Annotated in this window: 20 protein-coding genes; 16 read left to right on the top strand and 4 right to left on the bottom strand. The window is 71.1% G+C overall.

From position 1 onward, the window contains the following. The first annotated feature begins 130 nt into the window (after nucleotides 1–130). From DN771_RS11520 to ruvB, 8 genes are all read left to right on the top strand, one after another. Nucleotides 131–1,075, top strand: a complete 945-nt coding sequence (locus DN771_RS11520; RefSeq protein ID WP_116997530.1) for a DUF3048 domain-containing protein — start codon at nucleotides 131–133, stop codon at nucleotides 1,073–1,075. A 397-nt stretch (nucleotides 1,076–1,472) separates the two neighbouring features. Continuing rightward, entirely contained in the window at nucleotides 1,473–2,381 is a 909-nt protein-coding gene (pdxS, locus tag DN771_RS11515; protein ID WP_116997529.1) for a pyridoxal 5'-phosphate synthase lyase subunit PdxS, read from the top strand. Between the two features lie 42 nt (nucleotides 2,382–2,423). Next, complete coding sequence (pdxT, locus tag DN771_RS11510) at nucleotides 2,424–3,071, top strand: pyridoxal 5'-phosphate synthase glutaminase subunit PdxT (RefSeq protein ID WP_227462317.1); 648 nt, start codon at nucleotides 2,424–2,426, stop codon at nucleotides 3,069–3,071. 1 nt (nucleotide 3,072) lies between these two features. Next, the gene (locus tag DN771_RS11505) at nucleotides 3,073–3,825 is read left to right on the top strand and encodes a YebC/PmpR family DNA-binding transcriptional regulator (protein ID WP_116997528.1); all 753 of its coding nucleotides are present in this window, start codon (nucleotides 3,073–3,075) and stop codon (nucleotides 3,823–3,825) included. Then, nucleotides 3,825–4,286 carry a peroxiredoxin gene (locus tag DN771_RS11500; protein ID WP_116997527.1) on the top strand — a complete coding sequence of 154 codons (462 nt, stop codon included), beginning with the start codon at nucleotides 3,825–3,827 and terminating at the stop codon, nucleotides 4,284–4,286. Before DN771_RS11505 ends, DN771_RS11500 begins: the two co-directional genes overlap by 1 nt. 89 nt (nucleotides 4,287–4,375) lie before the next feature. Then, nucleotides 4,376–4,891 (top strand): crossover junction endodeoxyribonuclease RuvC, encoded by a 516-nt coding sequence (gene ruvC, locus DN771_RS11495; protein WP_116997526.1) that lies wholly within the window; start codon nucleotides 4,376–4,378, stop codon nucleotides 4,889–4,891. Continuing rightward, nucleotides 4,888–5,490 carry a Holliday junction branch migration protein RuvA gene (gene ruvA, locus DN771_RS11490; protein ID WP_116997525.1) on the top strand — a complete coding sequence of 201 codons (603 nt, stop codon included), beginning with the start codon at nucleotides 4,888–4,890 and terminating at the stop codon, nucleotides 5,488–5,490. Before ruvC ends, ruvA begins: the two co-directional genes overlap by 4 nt. Continuing rightward, the gene (ruvB, locus tag DN771_RS11485; protein ID WP_116997524.1) at nucleotides 5,483–6,514 is read left to right on the top strand and encodes a Holliday junction branch migration DNA helicase RuvB; all 1,032 of its coding nucleotides are present in this window, start codon (nucleotides 5,483–5,485) and stop codon (nucleotides 6,512–6,514) included. The genes ruvA and ruvB overlap by 8 nt, the downstream gene beginning before the upstream one ends. Before the next feature lie 50 nt (nucleotides 6,515–6,564). Here ruvB and DN771_RS11480 read toward each other — a convergent pair whose 3' ends face one another. Next, nucleotides 6,565–7,218 carry an ATP-dependent Clp protease proteolytic subunit gene (locus tag DN771_RS11480; RefSeq protein WP_205528547.1) on the bottom strand — a complete coding sequence of 218 codons (654 nt, stop codon included), beginning with the start codon at nucleotides 7,216–7,218 and terminating at the stop codon, nucleotides 6,565–6,567. A 56-nt stretch (nucleotides 7,219–7,274) separates the two neighbouring features. Between DN771_RS11480 and DN771_RS30045 the strand changes: the two genes are divergently transcribed. Together DN771_RS30045 and DN771_RS30040 are read left to right on the top strand one after the other, a co-directional pair. Beyond that, nucleotides 7,275–7,700 (top strand): SRPBCC family protein, encoded by a 426-nt coding sequence (locus tag DN771_RS30045; protein ID WP_205528546.1) that lies wholly within the window; start codon nucleotides 7,275–7,277, stop codon nucleotides 7,698–7,700. Next, nucleotides 7,697–8,035 carry an ArsR/SmtB family transcription factor gene (locus DN771_RS30040; protein ID WP_205528545.1) on the top strand — a complete coding sequence of 113 codons (339 nt, stop codon included), beginning with the start codon at nucleotides 7,697–7,699 and terminating at the stop codon, nucleotides 8,033–8,035. Before DN771_RS30045 ends, DN771_RS30040 begins: the two co-directional genes overlap by 4 nt. Here DN771_RS30040 and DN771_RS11470 read toward each other — a convergent pair. After that, nucleotides 8,004–8,726: a dienelactone hydrolase family protein gene (locus DN771_RS11470; RefSeq protein WP_116997521.1), complete on the bottom strand. Its 723-nt coding sequence runs from the start codon at nucleotides 8,724–8,726 to the stop codon at nucleotides 8,004–8,006. The genes DN771_RS30040 and DN771_RS11470 overlap by 32 nt on opposite strands. Before the next feature lie 24 nt (nucleotides 8,727–8,750). Between DN771_RS11470 and queA the strand changes: the two genes are divergently transcribed. Beyond that, nucleotides 8,751–9,761, top strand: a complete 1,011-nt coding sequence (gene queA, locus DN771_RS11465) for a tRNA preQ1(34) S-adenosylmethionine ribosyltransferase-isomerase QueA (RefSeq protein ID WP_116997520.1) — start codon at nucleotides 8,751–8,753, stop codon at nucleotides 9,759–9,761. A 104-nt stretch (nucleotides 9,762–9,865) separates the two neighbouring features. Here the strand turns inward: queA and DN771_RS11460 are convergent, their stop codons facing one another. Beyond that, the gene (locus DN771_RS11460; protein WP_116997519.1) at nucleotides 9,866–10,780 is read right to left on the bottom strand and encodes a fatty acid desaturase; all 915 of its coding nucleotides are present in this window, start codon (nucleotides 10,778–10,780) and stop codon (nucleotides 9,866–9,868) included. Nucleotides 10,781–10,845: 65 nt separating this feature from the next. Here DN771_RS11460 and DN771_RS11455 point away from each other — a divergent pair, with 65 nt between their 5' ends. Next, nucleotides 10,846–11,538: a TetR/AcrR family transcriptional regulator gene (locus tag DN771_RS11455; protein ID WP_162941822.1), complete on the top strand. Its 693-nt coding sequence runs from the start codon at nucleotides 10,846–10,848 to the stop codon at nucleotides 11,536–11,538. Between the two features lie 74 nt (nucleotides 11,539–11,612). Then, nucleotides 11,613–12,068, top strand: coding sequence for a PaaI family thioesterase (locus tag DN771_RS11450; RefSeq protein WP_116997517.1), 456 nt, complete (start codon nucleotides 11,613–11,615; stop codon nucleotides 12,066–12,068). 27 nt (nucleotides 12,069–12,095) lie between these two features. On the opposite strand, the gene DN771_RS11445 is transcribed toward DN771_RS11450, so the two are convergent. Continuing rightward, complete coding sequence (locus DN771_RS11445; RefSeq protein ID WP_116997516.1) at nucleotides 12,096–12,503, bottom strand: VOC family protein; 408 nt, start codon at nucleotides 12,501–12,503, stop codon at nucleotides 12,096–12,098. Nucleotides 12,504–12,600: 97 nt separating this feature from the next. Here DN771_RS11445 and DN771_RS11440 point away from each other — a divergent pair, with 97 nt between their 5' ends. Genes DN771_RS11440 through DN771_RS11430 form a run of 3 tightly spaced genes read left to right on the top strand, consistent with a single transcriptional unit; the run spans nucleotide 12,601 to nucleotide 16,996 of the window. After that, nucleotides 12,601–14,826: an acetate--CoA ligase family protein gene (locus DN771_RS11440; RefSeq protein WP_162941821.1), complete on the top strand. Its 2,226-nt coding sequence runs from the start codon at nucleotides 12,601–12,603 to the stop codon at nucleotides 14,824–14,826. After that, nucleotides 14,823–16,334: a D-alanyl-D-alanine carboxypeptidase/D-alanyl-D-alanine endopeptidase gene (gene dacB, locus DN771_RS11435; protein WP_116997514.1), complete on the top strand. Its 1,512-nt coding sequence runs from the start codon at nucleotides 14,823–14,825 to the stop codon at nucleotides 16,332–16,334. Before DN771_RS11440 ends, dacB begins: the two co-directional genes overlap by 4 nt. Before the next feature lie 8 nt (nucleotides 16,335–16,342). Next, nucleotides 16,343–16,996 carry an LON peptidase substrate-binding domain-containing protein gene (locus DN771_RS11430; RefSeq protein WP_116997513.1) on the top strand — a complete coding sequence of 218 codons (654 nt, stop codon included), beginning with the start codon at nucleotides 16,343–16,345 and terminating at the stop codon, nucleotides 16,994–16,996. Nucleotides 16,997–17,003 lie beyond the last annotated feature (7 nt).

Genomic DNA, 17,003 nt, shown 5'->3' with positions numbered 1-17,003 from the left:
ATTTACCCCCTCTCGCACCGGAGGGTAAATACCTGACGCTTCGGTGGGGTACATACCCTCCGGTTCGCCGCCCGAGGTGGGTGGATACCCTCCGGACGGCGGCGACCGGGAGCAACGGTACGGTGGCCCCATGAGGGCCGCCACATGGATCCTGCCGATCGTGGCCGGCGCCCTCGTGGCGCCGGCCACGATCGCGTCCGCCACCGTGCCGTCCGGTGACGGCGTGTACCCGCTGACCGGGCTGCCGGTCGACGATCCGGCAACCGCGGGGCGACCGGCACTCGTGGTCACGATCGACAACTGCTGTGGTGACACGGCGTACCGGCAGTCCGGGCTCGACGACGCCGACATCGTCTTCGAGTACGAAGCCGAGGGCACGACCCGACTCGCCGCCGTGTTCAACTCCGGGGGGTCCGACCCCGTGGGGCCGATCCGCAGCGCCCGCACCACCGAGATCGACCTCCTCGCGTCGCTCGGAGGCGTGGTGCTCGCCACGTCGGGCGGCAACGAGGCCGTGGTGTCGGCCCTGGCGGCGACCGATTTCGTCGTGCTCGGCCAGGGCGACGGCATGTTCCGTGACGACGTGTACCCCGCCCCGCACAACCTGTTCGCCAACACGTCCGAGCTGTTCGAGCTCGCCGGCGACGCCGCGCCAGCGACCGCGCCGTTCGACCACGACGTCGCGGTGCCCGCCGGCGAGGCGGCCTCGTTCATCGACATCGCCTTCGCCGCCGTGCCGGTCACGTGGGAGTACGACGTGGAGGCCGAGACGTACTTCCGCCAGCAGCACGGGGCACAGCACACGCTCGGCGACGATTCGTGGGTCAGCACCGACAACGTCGTGGTGCTCGGCGTGGAATACGTATGGAGCGCGGCCGACAGTCGGAGCCCTGAAGCGTTCACCGTCGGGTCGGGCCCGGTCGTCGTGTACCGCAACGGCGTCGCCGTGACAGGGGAGTGGTCCCGGGCGACCCGAACCGATCCGTTCACCCTCACCGACGCCGCCGGGGCGCCGATCACGCTGACCCCCGGCCGCACGTGGGTCGAGCTCGTCGGGCCACTCCCGGCCACCTGACCGGAGGCCTTGGGCGGCGTGAGGCGCTGATCGTCCCAGATTGCGGCACGATCCCGGCCTCACGCGGGCTGTCGGCGGTGGCTGGCGCTGATCGGCCCGGATTCCGGCACGATCCCAGCCTCACGCGCCCGTCTCGACCCATGACGGAGCCGGGCCGCGCAGCACCGCCGCAACCCAGCACCTCCGCCCTCGAGGCAAGCAACCGCACCCGCCACAGAGCCGAACCCGGCCGCGACCGCAACGCCAACGCTTGAGGCGCGGACCGTCGCGGAATCCGGCACGATCTCGACCTCACGCGCGGCTGCGATCGACGATGCGGCAACTGCCGGCCGTCCGGGCGGTTCAGGAGCGCTATCAGACCAGGTGAACCAGAGGAGCGGTCGGTACGATTGTTCCCATGAGTTCGGGCGAATCCAGCAACGCCAGCAGCACCGGCACGTTCCCCGTCAAGCGGGGGCTCGCCGAGATGCTCAAGGGCGGCGTCATCATGGACGTCGTCACGCCCGAGCAGGCCAAGATCGCAGAGGACGCCGGCGCCTGCGCCGTCATGGCCCTCGAGCGTGTGCCCGCCGACATCCGCCGCGACGGCGGCGTCGCCCGTATGAGCGATCCGGAGATGATCGACGGCATCCAGCAGGCCGTGTCGATCCCCGTCATGGCCAAGGCCCGCATCGGTCACTTCGTCGAGGCCCAGATCCTCCAGTCGATGGGCGTCGACTTCGTCGACGAGTCCGAGGTGCTCACCCCGGCCGACGAGTCGCACCACATCGACAAGTGGGCGTTCGACGTGCCGTTCGTCTGTGGAGCCACCAACCTCGGCGAGGCGCTGCGCCGCATCTCCGAGGGCGCGGCGATGATCCGCTCCAAGGGCGAGGCCGGTACCGGCAACATCGTCGAAGCGGTCCGCCACCTTCGCTCGATCCTCGGCGACATCCGCAAGCTCGGCCAGGCCGACTCGGCCGAACTGTTCGACTGGGCCAAGCAGCTGCAGGCGCCCCTCCCGCTCGTGCAGGAAGTCGCCGCCGCCGGCGAGCTTCCCGTCCCGCTGTTCTGCGCCGGCGGCATCGCCACCCCGGCCGACGCGGCGATGGCGATGCAGCTCGGCGCCCAGGCGGTCTTCGTCGGCTCGGGCATCTTCAAGAGCGACGATCCGGCGCCCCGCGCCAAGGCCATCGTCGAGGCCACCACGCACTTCCGCGACGCGGCCATCCTCACCAAGGTGAGTCGCGGCCTCGGTGCCCCGATGACGGGCATCGCCATGGACGAGATCAACGAGACCCAGCGCTTCGCCGGGCGGGGCTGGTAGCCCGCATGCCGCAGTACCCGTCGGAGCCCCCAGGTGGATCCGGTGATCGGCCTGCGTGGCCGGGGAACGCCGACGGTCGGCGTCCTGGCGCTGCAGGGAGCGTTCCGGGCCCACGCTGACCGGCTGCGCGCCCTCGGCGCGTCCGTGCGCGAGGTGCGCACGCCGATCGAACTGCGGATGGTCGACGGCCTGGTGATGCCGGGTGGCGAGTCCACCACGATGTCGAACCTGCTCACGTCGTCCGAGCTGTTCGACCCCATCGCCAAGCGCATCGACGACGGCATGCCCGTGTTCGCCACGTGCGCCGGCATGATCCTGCTGGCCGGAACGATCCGTGATGGGCGTGACGACCAGCGGCACTTCGGGGCGCTCGACATCACGGTCCGGCGCAACGGCTACGGTCGTCAGATCGCCAGCTTCGAGACCGAGCTCGTGGTCGCCGGCCTCGACACCCCATTCCACGGTGTCTTCATCCGCGCCCCGCGGATCGAGGCGGTCGGTGACGGTGTCGAGGTGCTCGCCCGGCACGACGGCGAGCCGGTACTCGTTCGCCACGGCTCCATCGTCGCCGCCAGTTTCCATCCGGAGCTCACCGCCGACGCCCGGCTCCACGGGCAGTTCCTCGGCCTCCTCGAGGGCTCCACACCCACCGATCCCACCCACTCCAGTCACACGGGAAGCACGAACTGACATGTCCGGTCATTCCAAATGGGCAACCATCAAGCACAAGAAGGGCGCCGCCGACAAGGCTCGCGGCAAGCTCTTCGCCAAGCTGGCCCGCCAGATCGAGGTCTCGGCGCGCGCCGGGGGCGGCGACATCGACGCCAACCCGACGCTCCGCACGGCGGTGCAGAAGGCCAGGGGCGCGCAGATGACCAACGACGCCATCGATCGGGCCATCAAGCGCGGTACCGGCGAGGGTGACGGCGGCACGTACGAGTCGATCACCTACGAGGGCTACGCGCCCGGCGGCGTGGCGATGCTCATCGAGGTGCTCACCGACAACCGCAACCGCACCGGCGCCGAGGTTCGTGGTGTGTTCAGCAAGCTCGGCGGGTCGATGGCCGAGCCTGGGTCCGTGTCGTGGCAGTTCGCCCGGCGCGGCCTCATCCAGGTCGACGGCGCGGCTGACGAGGACGAGCTGATGATGGCGGCCATCGACGCCGGCGCCGAGGACGTGGCCCGCGACGGCGACACGTGGACGGTGCGCACCGAGCCGTCGGCGACGTTCGACGTCCGCCAGGCGCTCGAGGACGCCGGGTTCGCCATCGAGTCGGCCGACACGCCGCTCGTCTCGGACAACCTCGTCCCGATCGCCACAGCCGAGGAGGCCCGCAAGGTGTTGCGGATCATCGAGGCGTTCGAGGACAATGACGACGTGCAGGACGTGTTCGCCAACTTCGACATCGCCGACGAGGTGATGGCCGCGCTGGCCGACGACTGATGAGCATCTCGGTCGGCGACACCGCCCCGGCCTTCACGTTGCCGGGCACCGCCCCAGGCGGTGGGGTGGCCGACTACTCCCTGGCCGACTTCCGCGGCCGCCCCGTCGTGCTCGCCTTCTACCCAGGCGACGACACGTCGGTCTGCACGAAGCAGCTCAACGACTACAACGACGGACTCGAGTCGTTCAACGAGCTCGACGCCCAGGTGCTCGGGGTCTCGCCGCAGGGCCTCGAGAGCCACGAGCGCTTCTCCACGAAGTACGGGTTCAAGTTCCCGCTGCTCGCCGACACCGAGAAGGCCGTGGCCCGGGCGTACGGCACCCTCGGTCCCATCGGGTTCCCGCGACGCAGCGTCTTCGTCATCGACGCCGACGGCATCGTGCGCTACGCCCACAAAGCCATCGCCGGGCTCACGTTCCGCCCGGCCACCGAGCTCGTCGCCGTCCTCCGCTCGCTCTGAGCCTCGCCGTAACAGATGGTGCCTGGCACCATCTGTTACCGCACGGGGATACACCCCGCGCTCGGGGTGGTGCGCTAGCCTGCGAACCTGTGTTCGCCGCGTCGCAGTTCCGGGTCCTCGGCATCGACCCCGGCCTGACGCGCTGCGGCTACGCCGTCGTCGACCGGTCCGGTCCCACGGCGATGGCGATGGGCGTCATCCGCACGCCACCGTCCGATGCGCTGCCCCAGCGTCTCGCCGCCCTCCGCAAGGAGCTGGCGTCGCTGATCGCCGAGTACCAACCGCACGCGGTGGCCGTCGAGCACGTGTTCTTCCAGGTCAACGTGCGCACGGCGATGAGCGTCGGCCAAGCCAGTGGGCTCGCCCTCGCCGAGGCCGCCACGGCCGGCTGCGAGGTCGCCCAATACACCCCCAACGAGGTCAAGAGCGCCATCGCCGGCTGGGGCGGAGCGCCGAAGGAGCAGGTGCAGAAGATGGTCCAGGCCCGACTTCGCCTCACGCGTCCACCGCAGCCGGCCGACGCGGCCGACGCCGCCGCCCTCGCGTTGTGCCATCTCGCCACCGCGCCGATGCGAGATCGCGTCCGCAAGGCGGCCGGTCGATGATCGGCTCGCTGCGGGGACAGGTGCTCGAGCGCTGGGGCGACTCCACCGTCCTCATCGACGTCGGAGGGGTCGGCTACGAGGTCGCCGTCACACCGCGAACCCTCGCCGAGCTCGAACCGACGTCGGCGGCGTTCCTCTACATCCACCACCACATCCGTGAGGGCGACCAGGCCCTCTTCGGGTTCCTCGGGCGCGACGAGGTCACGACGTTCAGGACGCTCATCGCCACCCACGGCGTCGGTCCGGCGATGGCGATGGCGATCCTCGCCACCTACCCGCCGGCCGCGCTCGTCGACATCGTCGCCGGCAACGACGTCGGCGCCCTCAAGGCGGTGTCCGGCGTCGGGCCCAAGACGGCCCAGCGCCTGCTCGTCGAACTGCGCGACCGCCTCTCGCTGCCGATGCTCGGCGAGACCGGCGACGGCTCGGCCGGCTCGGTGATGGGCGCTGTGCGCGAGGCGCTCGCCGGTCTCGGCTACAGCCCCGAAGAGATCCGCGACACGGTCCGCGAGCTCGGTGCCGAGTCCACAGCGCCGGCCGGCGACGCGTCCACCGTCTTGCGTGACGCGCTCAAGCTGCTGGGAGCGCGCCGTGCGTGACGAGTTCCTCGAACCCCGCGTCACCAGCGACGGCGAGGAGGCCCTCGAGGCGGGACTGCGGCCCCGGCACCTCGACGAGTTCGTCGGCCAGCGCGAGCTGAAGGAGCACCTGAGCATCGTGCTCGAGGCGGCACGGCGCCGCGACCAGGCGGTCGACCATCTGCTGTTCGCCGGACCGCCGGGACTGGGCAAGACGACGCTGGCCACCATCGTCGCCGCCGAGATGGGGGTCGGCCTGCACGTCACGTCCGGTCCCGCGCTCGAGCGGGCGGGCGACCTCGCGGCGATCCTCACCAAGCTGGGCGAGCGCGACGTGCTGTTCGTCGACGAGATCCACCGCCTCTCCCGCTCGGTCGAGGAGATCCTCTACCCGGCGATGGAGGACTTCCAGCTCGACATCGTGGTGGGCAAGGGGCCGGCGGCGTCGAGCATCCGTCTCACGTTGCCCCCGTTCACGCTCGTCGGCGCCACCACCCGGACGGGCATGATCACCGGTCCGCTCCGCGACCGCTTCGGTCTCGTCGCCCGCCTCGAGTATTACGAGTCCGACGAGCTGCAGGCCATCGTCACCCGCGCGGCCGGCATCCTCGACGTTCGCATCGACACCGACGGCGCCTGGGAGATCGCCCGGCGCTCACGGGGCACGCCGCGCATCGCCAACCGGCTCCTGCGCCGGGTGCGGGACTATGCCGAGGTGCGCGGCGACGGCACCATCGACGCCACCACGGCACGCGATGGGCTGTCGGTGTTCGGGGTCGACGAGCGCGGTCTCGACAAGGCCGACCGAGCGGTGCTGACTGCGCTGTGCCAGCAGTTCCGCGGCGGCCCCGTCGGGCTGTCGACGCTGGCGATCGCCGTCGGCGAACAGACCGAGACGGTCGAGGATGTCTACGAGCCGTTCCTCATCCAGCTCGGACTGATCGCCCGCACCCCTCGCGGCCGGGTAGCGATGCCCGCCGCCTTCGACCACCTCGGCCTCATACCGCCCAAACGCCCCGACGACCAGCCCGGCCTGTTCGGCTGAGGGCGTTACGGTTGGTGCCAGGCACCAACCGTAACGCCCTCAGCGCGAGCTCAGGCGGCGACGACGGCCTGGGCGGCGCTGGCCAGCTGGCGGCGCTCGATCACGTCGTCGACGAGACCGTAGGCGACGGCCTCGCTGCCGCGCACGGTGTAGTCGCGGTCGATGTCGGCGGCGATCTTGGCGATGTCCTGGCCGGTGGACTTGGCGAGGATCTCGACCATGCGGGTGCGCATCTCGACCATCTCGCGCACGGCCAGCTCCATGTCGACCGACTGGCCCTGGGCGCCGCCGTGGGGCTGGTGGATCATGATGCGGGCGTTGGGGAGCGTCGAGCGCTTGCCGGGCGCCCCGGCAGCCAGCAGTACGGCGGCGGCCGACGAGGCCTGCCCGACGCAGATGGTGGCGACGTCCGGCGCGATGTACTGCATCGTGTCGTGGATGGCGAACAGACCGGTCATGTCGCCGCCCGGCGAGTTGATGTAGAGGGAGATGTCCGAGTCGGGGCTCTCCGACTCGAGGTGGATCAGCTGGGCCACGATCAGGTTGGCGACGTTGTCGTCGATCGCCGTGCCGAGGAAGACGATGCGCTGGCCGAGGAGCCGCGAGTAGATGTCGTAGGCCCGCTCACCGCGGGAGCTGGACTCGATGACGGTGGGGATCAGCATGGGGGCATTCTCCTGATGTGCAACTGACGGGTTGCACATAACGGTATCCCGTGTCGGTCCGAGGTGCAACCGCCAGGTTGCGGTATCGTGTGGGGATGGCTGACGTGACTGCATCCGAGCCCACCGTCGTCACGCGCGACATCGAACTCGACCTCCCGGCCGGCGAGCTGTGGGACCTGATCGCCGACGGTGAACGATGGGCCGACTGGCTGGTCGACGAAGCCGCCGTGAAGGTGGCCCCAGGTGCGGGTGGCACGGTGGTCGACGGGGGAGAGGAGCGCACCGTCGGCGTGTCGTCCGTCGACCCGGACGGCAGTGTGCGGTTCGCCTGGTGGCCCACCGATCGGCCCGATCTCGCCTCGTCCGTCGAGCTGACGGTCGTCGAGTCAGTGTCACGCTCGGTCCTGCGCATCGTCGAGGTGTTCCCGCCGGTCGCCACGGCGGCGGCGACGGCCTCGATCGCCTGGGAGGTGCGGGCGTGTTGCGTGTGGATGCGCGCGCGAGCGACGACCCGGGTGTGACCGGGCGGCGTCCGCTCGACGAGCTGTTCGACGCCCTCGCCGACCCCACCCGCCGCGACGTCCTCCAACGACTCGTCCACACCGGGCCGCAGTCGGCGACGGTGCTCGCCGAGGCGTTCCCGTTCACCCGCCAGGCCATCGTGAAGCACCTCAAGGCGCTCGAGGAAGCCGGTCTGGTGGCCGCCGAACGGGCCGGCCGCGAGGTGCACTACCGGGCTACCACAGAGCGCCTTGCCGAGGCCGTGGCCTGGCTGCTCGGCACGAGCGCCGGCTGGGATCGCCGGGCTCGGCGTCTCGCCGGTCTCAGCCCGACCGCACGGGAAGGTGCTGGCTGAGGAACGCCATCGTCTTCGACCAGGCGGCGCGGGCCGCCGCCTCGTCGTGGTACATCGGGGCCGGGTTGTCGAACGCGTGCCCGGCGATCTCGACGTTGACCGCCATGTGTGGGAACGCCGCGGCGGCCTCGGCCAGCGCCTCGATCGAAGCGCCGGGGATGTATGGGTCGGCGCTCCCGAAGTGGAAGAGCGTCGGGCACGTCACCGATGCCAGTTGGTCGAGCAGCGCCGGCACGCCGGAGCCGTAGTAGCTCACGCACGCCGACGGCTCGAAGCGGGCGGCCACCCCGTAGGCGATGGTGCCGCCCAGGCAGAAGCCGAGGACGGCCGGCACGCCCTCGACATCGTCGAGCCCGGCGAGGTGGGTCAGCGCTGCGCCGCAGTCGTCGATCGCCTGGTTCACGTCGAGCTCGGCGACCTTGCCGATCGACGCCTGGGTCCCCTCGGGCGTCGCTTCGGCGACCCAGCCGGGGTGGAAGCGCCAGAAGATGTCGGGGGCACCGACGAGGTAGCCGGCCTCGGCGAGGCGTTCGGCCACCGAGCGGATGTAGGGGCCGACACCGAAGATCTCCTGCACCAGGAGGACCGCCGGTGCGGGCACGATCGCGGGCGTCCAGACGTGAAGGTCCATCGAACCGGCCTCGCCGAACGAGATCGTGTCCACCCGCTGCGTCACCCGATCGGCTGCCATGCGAACGACCGTAGCCTCACCTCCATGCGCCTGGAGGATCTCGACTACCCGCTCGATCCGGGACGGATCGCCCAGGAGCCGATCGAGCCGCGTGACGCCGCCAAGCTGCTCGTCGATCGGGGGGACGCCGACCCCGACCACCTGCACGTGCGCGACCTGCCGTCGCTGCTGCGGGACGGCGACGTGCTGGTGGTCAACGAGACCAAGGTCATCCCGGCCCGGCTTCGCCTCCGTCGTGCGACCGGGGGAGCAAGCGAGGTGTTGCTCCTCGAGCCCCGAGACGCCGAGCGTCGGGAGTGGGAGGCGCTCGTCCGGCCGGCCAGGAAGCTGCCGGCCGGCTCGGTGCTCTACGCGCCGTCCGGCGACGCGGTCGTCGCCATCGGCGAACGGACCGAAGCCGGCGACACATTCACCGTCACGGTGCTCGGCGAGGGCGATGTCCTCGACGTGCTGGCCCGCCACGGCGAGATGCCGTTGCCGCCCTACATCCACACCAAGCTCGACCGGCCCGAGCGATACCAGACGGTCTACGCCGCGACTCCAGGCTCGGCTGCCGCGCCCACAGCAGGCCTGCACCTGACCGACGACGTGTTCGCCGCGATCGCCGATCGCGGCATCGACGTCCGGCGGGTGGAGCTGGTGGTCGGTCTCGACACGTTCGCCCCCGTCACCGAAGCCGACCCGCTCGACCATCGCATGCACAGCGAGCGGTACCGCGTCCCCGCCGAGACCTGGCAGGCCGTGACCGACGCCCGGCGCGTCGTGGCTGTGGGCACGACGTCGGTGCGGGCGCTCGAGAGCGCACGAGCCACGGGGCGCCTCGAGGGTCGCACGGAGCTGTTCCTCCACGCCGGCTCTCCCGTCCAGGTGGTCGACGTGCTGATGACGAACTTCCACATGCCCCGCACGACCCTGCTGATGCTGGTCGAGGCGGTGATCGGCGGGCGCTGGCGCCGGCTCTACGCCGAGGCGATGGCCAACGACTACCGCTTCTTGTCCTTCGGCGACGCGACGCTGCTCGACCGGCACGCCTGATCGAACAGGATCGCGCGAGGCGCTGGCCGTCCCGGAATGCGGCACGATCTCGACCCCACGCCGCCACGTCCCGAGCGAGGAGCCGGCTGCGCGGTGCCGAAGCGTCAGGCGTTGGAGTTGGAGGGCGCCGGCGAGTTGACCGCGGACGCCGCGGCGGACTTGGCCGTCGCGGCGGCTTCGGCGACGTGGGTCGCCGCGGCCGACGCGGCCGACGAGGCGGCTTCGGCGGCGGCGCTGGCCCTCGCCTTGGCCACGTGGGCGGCGTTGCTGGCCCGGTCCCGAGCGGCGGCGAATCCGTTGGCGGCGCCGGACATCACGCGCACCTTGGCGAGGCGCATCGACGTCAGTGCCTTGATCAGCCACCAGCCCGGATCGATCTCGTACCAACGATGCGACAGGCGGGCCGACGTCGGCTTGGCGTGATGGTTGTTGTGCAGCCCCTCACCCGCGGTGAGGAAGGCCAGCCACTGGAGGTTCCCGGCGTTGTTGTCGTAGGGACGGCGGCCGAAGTGGTGGCCGATCGCGTTCACCGCCGCCGAACCTCCCAGGTACATGTTGACGTGGACGAAGGCGGCGAGCAGCCCCACCTGCCAGCCGAAGACGAGGCACAGCAGTGCCACACCGATGCCGAGGCCGACGAGGGCCCGGTCGTACAGGACCCGGTCGAGTCGGTCGGCGGGGAGATCCTTGGCGTAGCGCTCGATGGTCTCGGGGTTGTGGGCCTCGCGCCGGTACATCACCAGGTTCTTCATCTGCACGGTGACCCAGCCGTGGAGCACGGGCGAGTGGGGATCGCCCTCGACGTCGGTGAACGCATGGTGTTTGCGGTGCACGGCGACCCACTGGCGGGGCCGGATCCCCGTGGAGATCCACAACACGAACCGGAAGGCATGAGCCGCTGGCGCGCGCAGTGTGAGCGCTCGGTGAGACAGGGCCCGGTGCAGGTAGACGGTCGTGGCCATGTTGGCGATCAGCGAGATGCCGACGCCGACCACCAGGGCGACAAGGACAGTGCGCATCGCGTCACTGTAGCTGGATCTACCTACCAGTAGGTAGGCGAGTCGCCAAGAGATACGCTCTCGGCGTGCCCCCTGTACCGCGACCGGACGCCACCGGCGACCCGTCGTCGTCCGTGCGAGCGGAGCGGCGCAGCCTCACCGCCACTGCTGCCCATGGCATGCCGGCTCGCAGCACACGGGAGATCATCCTCGACGAGGCGGTCAACTGCTTCGCCCTCAACGGCTACGAGGGCACATCGCTCAACGACATCGCCGCCGGGGTCGGGATCCGCCGGCCGAGCCTCCTGCACCACTTCCCGTCCAAGGAAGCGCTGTACGGCGAGGTGTTCGAACGGCTCCTGTCGGATTGGTTCGAGCGCCTGCACGTCGCCGTCGAGTCACCGACGGTCGGCTGGCCCAAGGTCGAGCTGGTGCTCAGCGCCGGCTTCAAGTACTTCGCCGACAACCCCGAATACGTCCGCCTGGTCCGCCGTGAGGCGATCGACGGCGGCGGTCACCTCGGTATCGATCTGGCCGGGGTGCTGCGCCCGATGTTCGACCAGGCGGTCGACTACTTCCGGCGCGAGATGACCAAGGGGACGTTCCGCGAGCAGGATCCGTCCCAGCTCCTCCTCACCGGCTACGGAGCGCTGCTCAGCTACTTCAGCGACGCCCCGTTCCTCGAAGGGCTGCTCGACATCGACCCGCTCGACCCGCGGGCGCTCGCCCAGCGGCGCGACCACATCCTCGCCTTCTTCCGCTCCGCCCTCGTTCCCTGATCGACCGCCGTCGGTCGCCGCGGCACCGCGGCCCGACATGGCTCGGGACGGCGAGGACTCGCTACGGTGCGCCGATGCCCGACTTCCCCCGTGCCGAGCAATTCGAGCCCGTCGACGCCGAGAGTGACGCCCGATGGCGCAAGTTCGGCAAGCCCGGATCCGGGACGTTCCCGGCGTTCCTCGGCCTCCAGGTCGAAGAGGTCCGCCGCGGCTACTGCCGGCTGCGGCTGCCGTTCAAGCCCGACCTCCTCCAGGCGGCCGGGATCATGCACGGCGGAGCGATCGCCACGCTGCTCGACTCGGCGCTCGTGCCGGCGATCGGCGCGATGCTGCCGCCCAAGAGCCAGTACTCGACCGTCGACCTCCACGTGCAGTTCATCGGCGCCGTCACCGAGGGCGATGCCATCGCCGAAGGATGGGTGGTGCGCCAGGGCAAGCGGACGATCTTCGGCGAGAGCGAGGCGTTCGACACCAGCGGCCGGCTGATCGCCAAGGCCGTGACCACGTTCAGCGTCCGCCTGCCGGGCTGACGGGCGCGGCGAGGACGCACCTCGGGGTCAGCCGTCGGCGTCGCCGCTCGACGTCGGCGCGAAGAGGTCGACGGTGTTGCCATCGGGGTCGAACACCGTGGCGTAGCGCTGACCCCAGAAGGCGTCGAACGGCTCGAGATGACTACGGGCGCCGGCGGCCACGAGTTCGGCATGGACGCGATCGACCTCGGCCGGATCGTCGCACAAGAAGGCCAGGCCGATGCGGCCGTTCGGGTTGCGCGGCCCGGAGGGGTCGAACGCGGCGATCGTCGACTCCGGGTCCCACGCCAGGCGCACGCCGCCGGGCAAGGTCGTCTCGACGTGGGGCTCGTTCTCGGCGCCGTCGGGGATGTCCAGACCGAGGCGTCGGTAGAACGCGAGCGAGGCGGTGAGATCGGCCGTGACGATGCCGACGAGATCGAATCGAGGACTCATGGGCCGAGGCTACGGTGACCGACGCCACGCCGTCTTGAACGATTCGGCCACCGGCACGATCTCAGCCGCGGCAGAGGTGCCTGGCTACGGTGACCGCGTGCACGAGACGTCTGCCCCCACCGCGAGTCCCGCTCCTGCGACCCGGACGCTGTCGGAGACGGCGTCCAAGGAGTTGCTCGCCGGCTACGGCGTGCCGATCGCCGGCGAGCGCGTCGCCGCCACACCCGCCGAGGCCGCCAAGGCCGCGGCCGAGTTGGGTTTCCCGGTGGTCGCCAAGCTCAACGGTGACGCCATCGCCCACAAGACCGAGCGCGGCCTCGTCCGCCTCAACCTCGGTGACGCATCGGCCGTTCAGGTGGCGGCCGACGAGCTGCTGGCTGCCGCCACGCCCGACGACGGCGACGTCGCCGTCCTCGTCGCGCCGATGGTGAAGGGCAATCGGGAGCTGATCGTCGGCGTCCTGCGCGACCCCCAGTTCGGTGCAACGGTGATGCTCGGGGTCGGCGGCATCCTGGCCGAAGCGGTGGCCGACGTCGTGTTCCGCCCGGCACCCGTGTCGCCGGCCACGGCGGCCGGGATGATCGACGACCTCGCCACCCAGGCGCTGCTCGGCCCGTTCCGGGGCGAGGCGGCGGTGGACCGGGACGTGCTCGTGACCACGCTCGTCGGCCTGGGCCAGGCGATCACCGACCGTCCCGACATCGCCAGCATCGACGTCAACCCCCTGATCGTGGGTGCCGACGGCCGGCCCGTCGCCGTCGACGCGCTCGTCGAACTGACGCAGGATTCCAATTCTCAGCCGCCTGTGGTTGCAAAAATGCAACCACAGACGGCTGAGAATCGTGCCAAGCCGACCACCGAGCAGTTCGGGGCGCTGTTCGAGCCGCGGGGCGTGCTGATCGCCGGGGCGTCCACGCATCCCGGCAAGTTCGGGTTCGTGTCCCTGCACAACCTGTTGGCGTCGGGGTACGCCGGCGGCGTCTACGGCACCAACCTGCAGGGCGAGGAGGTGCTCGGGATCCGCACCGTCGCCGACGTGGCCGAGCTGCCCGACGGCGCCATCGACCTCGTGTTCGTCTGCACCCCGGCCTCCGCCAACCCCGACCTGCTGCGGGCGTGCGCGGCGAAGGGTGTGCGGGCGGCGTTCCTGACCTCGGCCGGCTACGGTGAGGCGGGGGAGGAGGGCAGGCGCGCCGAAGCCGACCTGATCGCCCTCGCCGACGAGCTCGGCATCCTGCTCGCCGGCCCCAACGGCCAAGGCGTCGTCAGCACCCCGGCTGCCCTGTGCGCGCAGATCGTGGCGCCGTATCCGCCGGCCGGCCACATCGGCGTGGCCAGCCAGAGTGGCAACTTCGTCTCCAGCTTCCTCAACTACGCGCGGTCCACCGGCGTCGGCATCTCCCGTGCCGTGTCGGCCGGCAACGCCGCCGCGGTGTCGGTTGCCGACTACCTCGACTTCTACGCCGCCGATGACGCCACGCGAGTCGGCCTCGCCTACCTCGAGGGCATCTCCGACGGGCGCGGCCTGTTCGATCAGCTCGCCGGCGCCGCCGCCCGCAAGCCGCTCGTGCTCCTCAAGGGCGGCGCCACCGAAGGAGGCGCACGCGCGGCGGCCAGCCACACCGGCGCCCTCGCCGCCAACGACAAGATCTTCGACGGCGAGTGTCGCGCCGCGGGCATCACCCGCGCCGCCACCGTGGAGGAGGCGTTCGAGGCCGCCGCGACGTTCGCCACGCAGCCGCTGCCGAAGGGGCCCCGCGTCGCCATCCTCACCACGGCCGGGGGATGGGGCGTCGTGACGTCCGACGCCGTCACACGCGATCGCGACCTCGAGCTGCTCGCCCTGCCCGACGACCTGCGTGACGCGATCGACCAGCTGCTGCCGCCGCGGTGGAGCAAGAACAACCCCATTGACTGCGCCGGCGGCGAGACACGTGACACGATTCCCGAGGTGATGCGCCTCGTAGCCGAGCACGACGACGTCGACGCGGTCGTCTATCTCGGTCTCGGCATCCAGTCGAACCAGGCGCGCACGATGCGCGAGGGTCGCTTCTTCCCCGACCACGGCCTCGCCCGCATCGTCGAGTACCACGAGCGTCAGGACACCCGCTTCGCCGAAGCTGCCGCTGCGCTCAGCGACGCCACCGACAAGCCGATCCTCACCGCCACCGAGCTCGCCGTCGCCGATCCCGACAACGCCGGCCCCGCCGCCGTCCGGGCGAGCGGCCGGCTCTGCTATCCGAGCGGCAACCGGGCCGTCACCGCCCTCGGGCACCTCTGGCGCTACGCCCGATACCGCAACTCGATCGCCGGAGCTGAATGAACAGGCCGCGACAGTCGCTCGGGCCGGCGCGGCGCGGAGGGAACCCGCTGGCGACCCTCGCCGTCCTGGTCCTCGTGCCCGCCGCCGCGTTGCTGGGCATCTGGCGACTCACGGCCGGTGACGGGGGAGGCGGCTCGGCCGACGTGTCGTTGCCGCCGACGACGGCGCCGGGATCGCCGCCGCCGGTCGCACCGGCACCGTTGCAGACTCCGCTGTTGTCGTTCCGCCGGGTGCCCGGGCTGATCGCCCGCGAGCTCAACGGCGACGCCTTCGCCCAGCAGGTCGGCGCGTTCGCCGGCACGCTCGACGGCACCTCGTGCCTCGCCGTCGAGGTGGACGGCATCGACGTCGGCGGCCACAACCCCGACCTCGCCGTCATCCCGGCGAGCAACCAGAAGCTGCTCACCGCGGCGGCCGCACTCCACATCCTCGGTCCCGACCACGTGTTCACCACCGAGGTGCGCGCCACCGCCGTGGCGGGCGGGGTCGTCAACGGCGACCTGTACCTCGTGGGTGGCGGCGACCCCCTCCTCACCAGCCCGGAGTGGGACGGCGACATCATCGGCTATCCGATCCCCGACGACGCCACGCGGCTCGACGCCCTCGCCGAGCAGATCGTCGCTGCCGGCGTCACGCAGATCACCGGCGGCGTCGTCGGCGACGGGTCGCGCTACGACGACGAGACGTACTACGAGGAGTGGACGAACGACATCCGCGTCGCCGAGGCCGGGCCGCTGTCGGGACTGATGGCCAACGACGCCCGCACGATGGCGGGCGGGGAATGGACCGTGTCCGAGTCTCCCGCTCGGGGTGCGGCGGCCGAACTCACCCGACTGCTCCAGGCGAGAGGCGTGACGGTGGCCGGCGAGCCCTCGAACGGCACGGCCCCGGCCGAGGCCACCGTCGTCACGTCCATCACGTCGACGCCGCTCACCGGCGTGATCGCCGAGATGCTGTCGACGAGCGACAACAACACCGCCGAGCTGCTGCTCAAGGAGCTCGGCGTCGCGACGGGTGCAGGAGGCTCCCGCACCGCGGGCATCGCCGCGATGACGACGGCACTCCAGGAGCTCGGCATCGACACGGCCCCGTTCGTCATCGCCGACGGCTCGGGGCTGAGCGCAGCCAACCGGGTGACGTGCCGGGCGATCATCCAGGTGCTCCGCATGCATTCGCCGACCGACGCGTTCGGCAGCGCCCTTCCCGTGGCCGGCGAGACGGGCACGCTCGCCGACGACTTCCTCGACACCCCGATGGCCGGGGTGATGCAGGCCAAGACCGGGTCGCTCAGCAACCCGCCGTACAACGACGACATCCCCTCGTCGAAGTCTCTGTCGGGCTACGTGCCGACGGGCAGCGGCACGATCCAGTTCTCGCTCATCCTCAACAGCCCGACGGTCAACTACGCCGAGATCGTCAACAACCAGCCGATCTGGCTGGCCCTCGGCGACATGCTGGCGACCTACTCGTCGGCCGCCTCCGCCCCGCTCGGGCCGGTGGGCGGGTAGGCGGCTCCATGAAGATGGCGATGTTCCCCCTCGGCAACGTGGTGCTGCCGGGCGAGATGATGCCGCTGCGCGTCTTCGAGCCCCGCTACCGCCGGCTCGTGCTCGACTGCCTCGCCGGTGACGGGGCCCCGGAGTTCGCCATCGTGCTCATCGAGCGGGGCAGCGAGGTGGGAGGTGGCGACGAGCGGACATCGATCGGCACCGTCGTCTCGTTGCGCAACGTCGCTCCGCTCGGCGCCGGCCGCTTCAACATCGTCGCAGCGGCCGTCCGGCGCGTCAGCGTGCTCGAATGGCTGCCCGACGATCCGTACCCGATCGCCGACGTGGAGGACTGGCCCGACAAGGGACCGGGCGACGACGACCTCGGGCAGATCGCCGCCCAGCTCGCCACCCTCGCCGAGCGCGTGCCGGTGATCCGCGGCCTGGCCGCCCAGGTCAACCCGCGTGCGGGTCTCAAGGTCGCGCCACGACTGCAGCTGTCGACCGACGTGGTCGCCGCCGGCTATCAGCTCGCCACGGCGGTGCCGCTGGGTGCCGCCGACCGCTTCCAGGTGCTCCAGGCGCCGACGGTTGCGTCGCGCGTCGCCACGCTCGCCGGCGTCTTCGACGACCTCGAGGCGGCCCTGCGCTTCCGCCTCGGTGGCCCGCCGACGGCCGAGTGACCGGCGA

Origin of the sequence: Desertimonas flava (assembly GCF_003426815.1) — a bacterium.
In the GTDB taxonomy this organism is placed as follows: Bacteria; Actinomycetota; Acidimicrobiia; order Acidimicrobiales; family Ilumatobacteraceae; genus Desertimonas; species Desertimonas flava.
Note: the sequence above shows the minus strand (reverse complement) of the source record. Positions and strands in the feature narration are given on the sequence as shown.

Excerpts from the sequence above, each read along its gene's own strand:
- DN771_RS11520 (WP_116997530.1), top strand. The coding sequence starts at position 131 with ATGAGGGCCGCCACATGGATCCTGCCGATCGTGGCCGGCGCCCTCGTG.
- pdxS (WP_116997529.1), top strand. The coding sequence starts at position 1,473 with ATGAGTTCGGGCGAATCCAGCAACGCCAGCAGCACCGGCACGTTCCCC.
- DN771_RS11505 (WP_116997528.1), top strand. The coding sequence starts at position 3,073 with ATGTCCGGTCATTCCAAATGGGCAACCATCAAGCACAAGAAGGGCGCC.
- DN771_RS11500 (WP_116997527.1), top strand. The coding sequence starts at position 3,825 with ATGAGCATCTCGGTCGGCGACACCGCCCCGGCCTTCACGTTGCCGGGC.
- ruvA (WP_116997525.1), top strand. The coding sequence starts at position 4,888 with ATGATCGGCTCGCTGCGGGGACAGGTGCTCGAGCGCTGGGGCGACTCC.
- DN771_RS11480 (WP_205528547.1), bottom strand. The coding sequence starts at position 7,218 with ATGTGCAACCCGTCAGTTGCACATCAGGAGAATGCCCCCATGCTGATC.
- DN771_RS30045 (WP_205528546.1), top strand. The coding sequence starts at position 7,275 with ATGGCTGACGTGACTGCATCCGAGCCCACCGTCGTCACGCGCGACATC.
- DN771_RS11470 (WP_116997521.1), bottom strand. The coding sequence starts at position 8,726 with ATGGCAGCCGATCGGGTGACGCAGCGGGTGGACACGATCTCGTTCGGC.
- queA (WP_116997520.1), top strand. The coding sequence starts at position 8,751 with ATGCGCCTGGAGGATCTCGACTACCCGCTCGATCCGGGACGGATCGCC.
- DN771_RS11460 (WP_116997519.1), bottom strand. The coding sequence starts at position 10,780 with ATGCGCACTGTCCTTGTCGCCCTGGTGGTCGGCGTCGGCATCTCGCTG.
- DN771_RS11450 (WP_116997517.1), top strand. The coding sequence starts at position 11,613 with ATGCCCGACTTCCCCCGTGCCGAGCAATTCGAGCCCGTCGACGCCGAG.
- DN771_RS11445 (WP_116997516.1), bottom strand. The coding sequence starts at position 12,503 with ATGAGTCCTCGATTCGATCTCGTCGGCATCGTCACGGCCGATCTCACC.
- dacB (WP_116997514.1), top strand. The coding sequence starts at position 14,823 with ATGAACAGGCCGCGACAGTCGCTCGGGCCGGCGCGGCGCGGAGGGAAC.
- DN771_RS11430 (WP_116997513.1), top strand. The coding sequence starts at position 16,343 with ATGAAGATGGCGATGTTCCCCCTCGGCAACGTGGTGCTGCCGGGCGAG.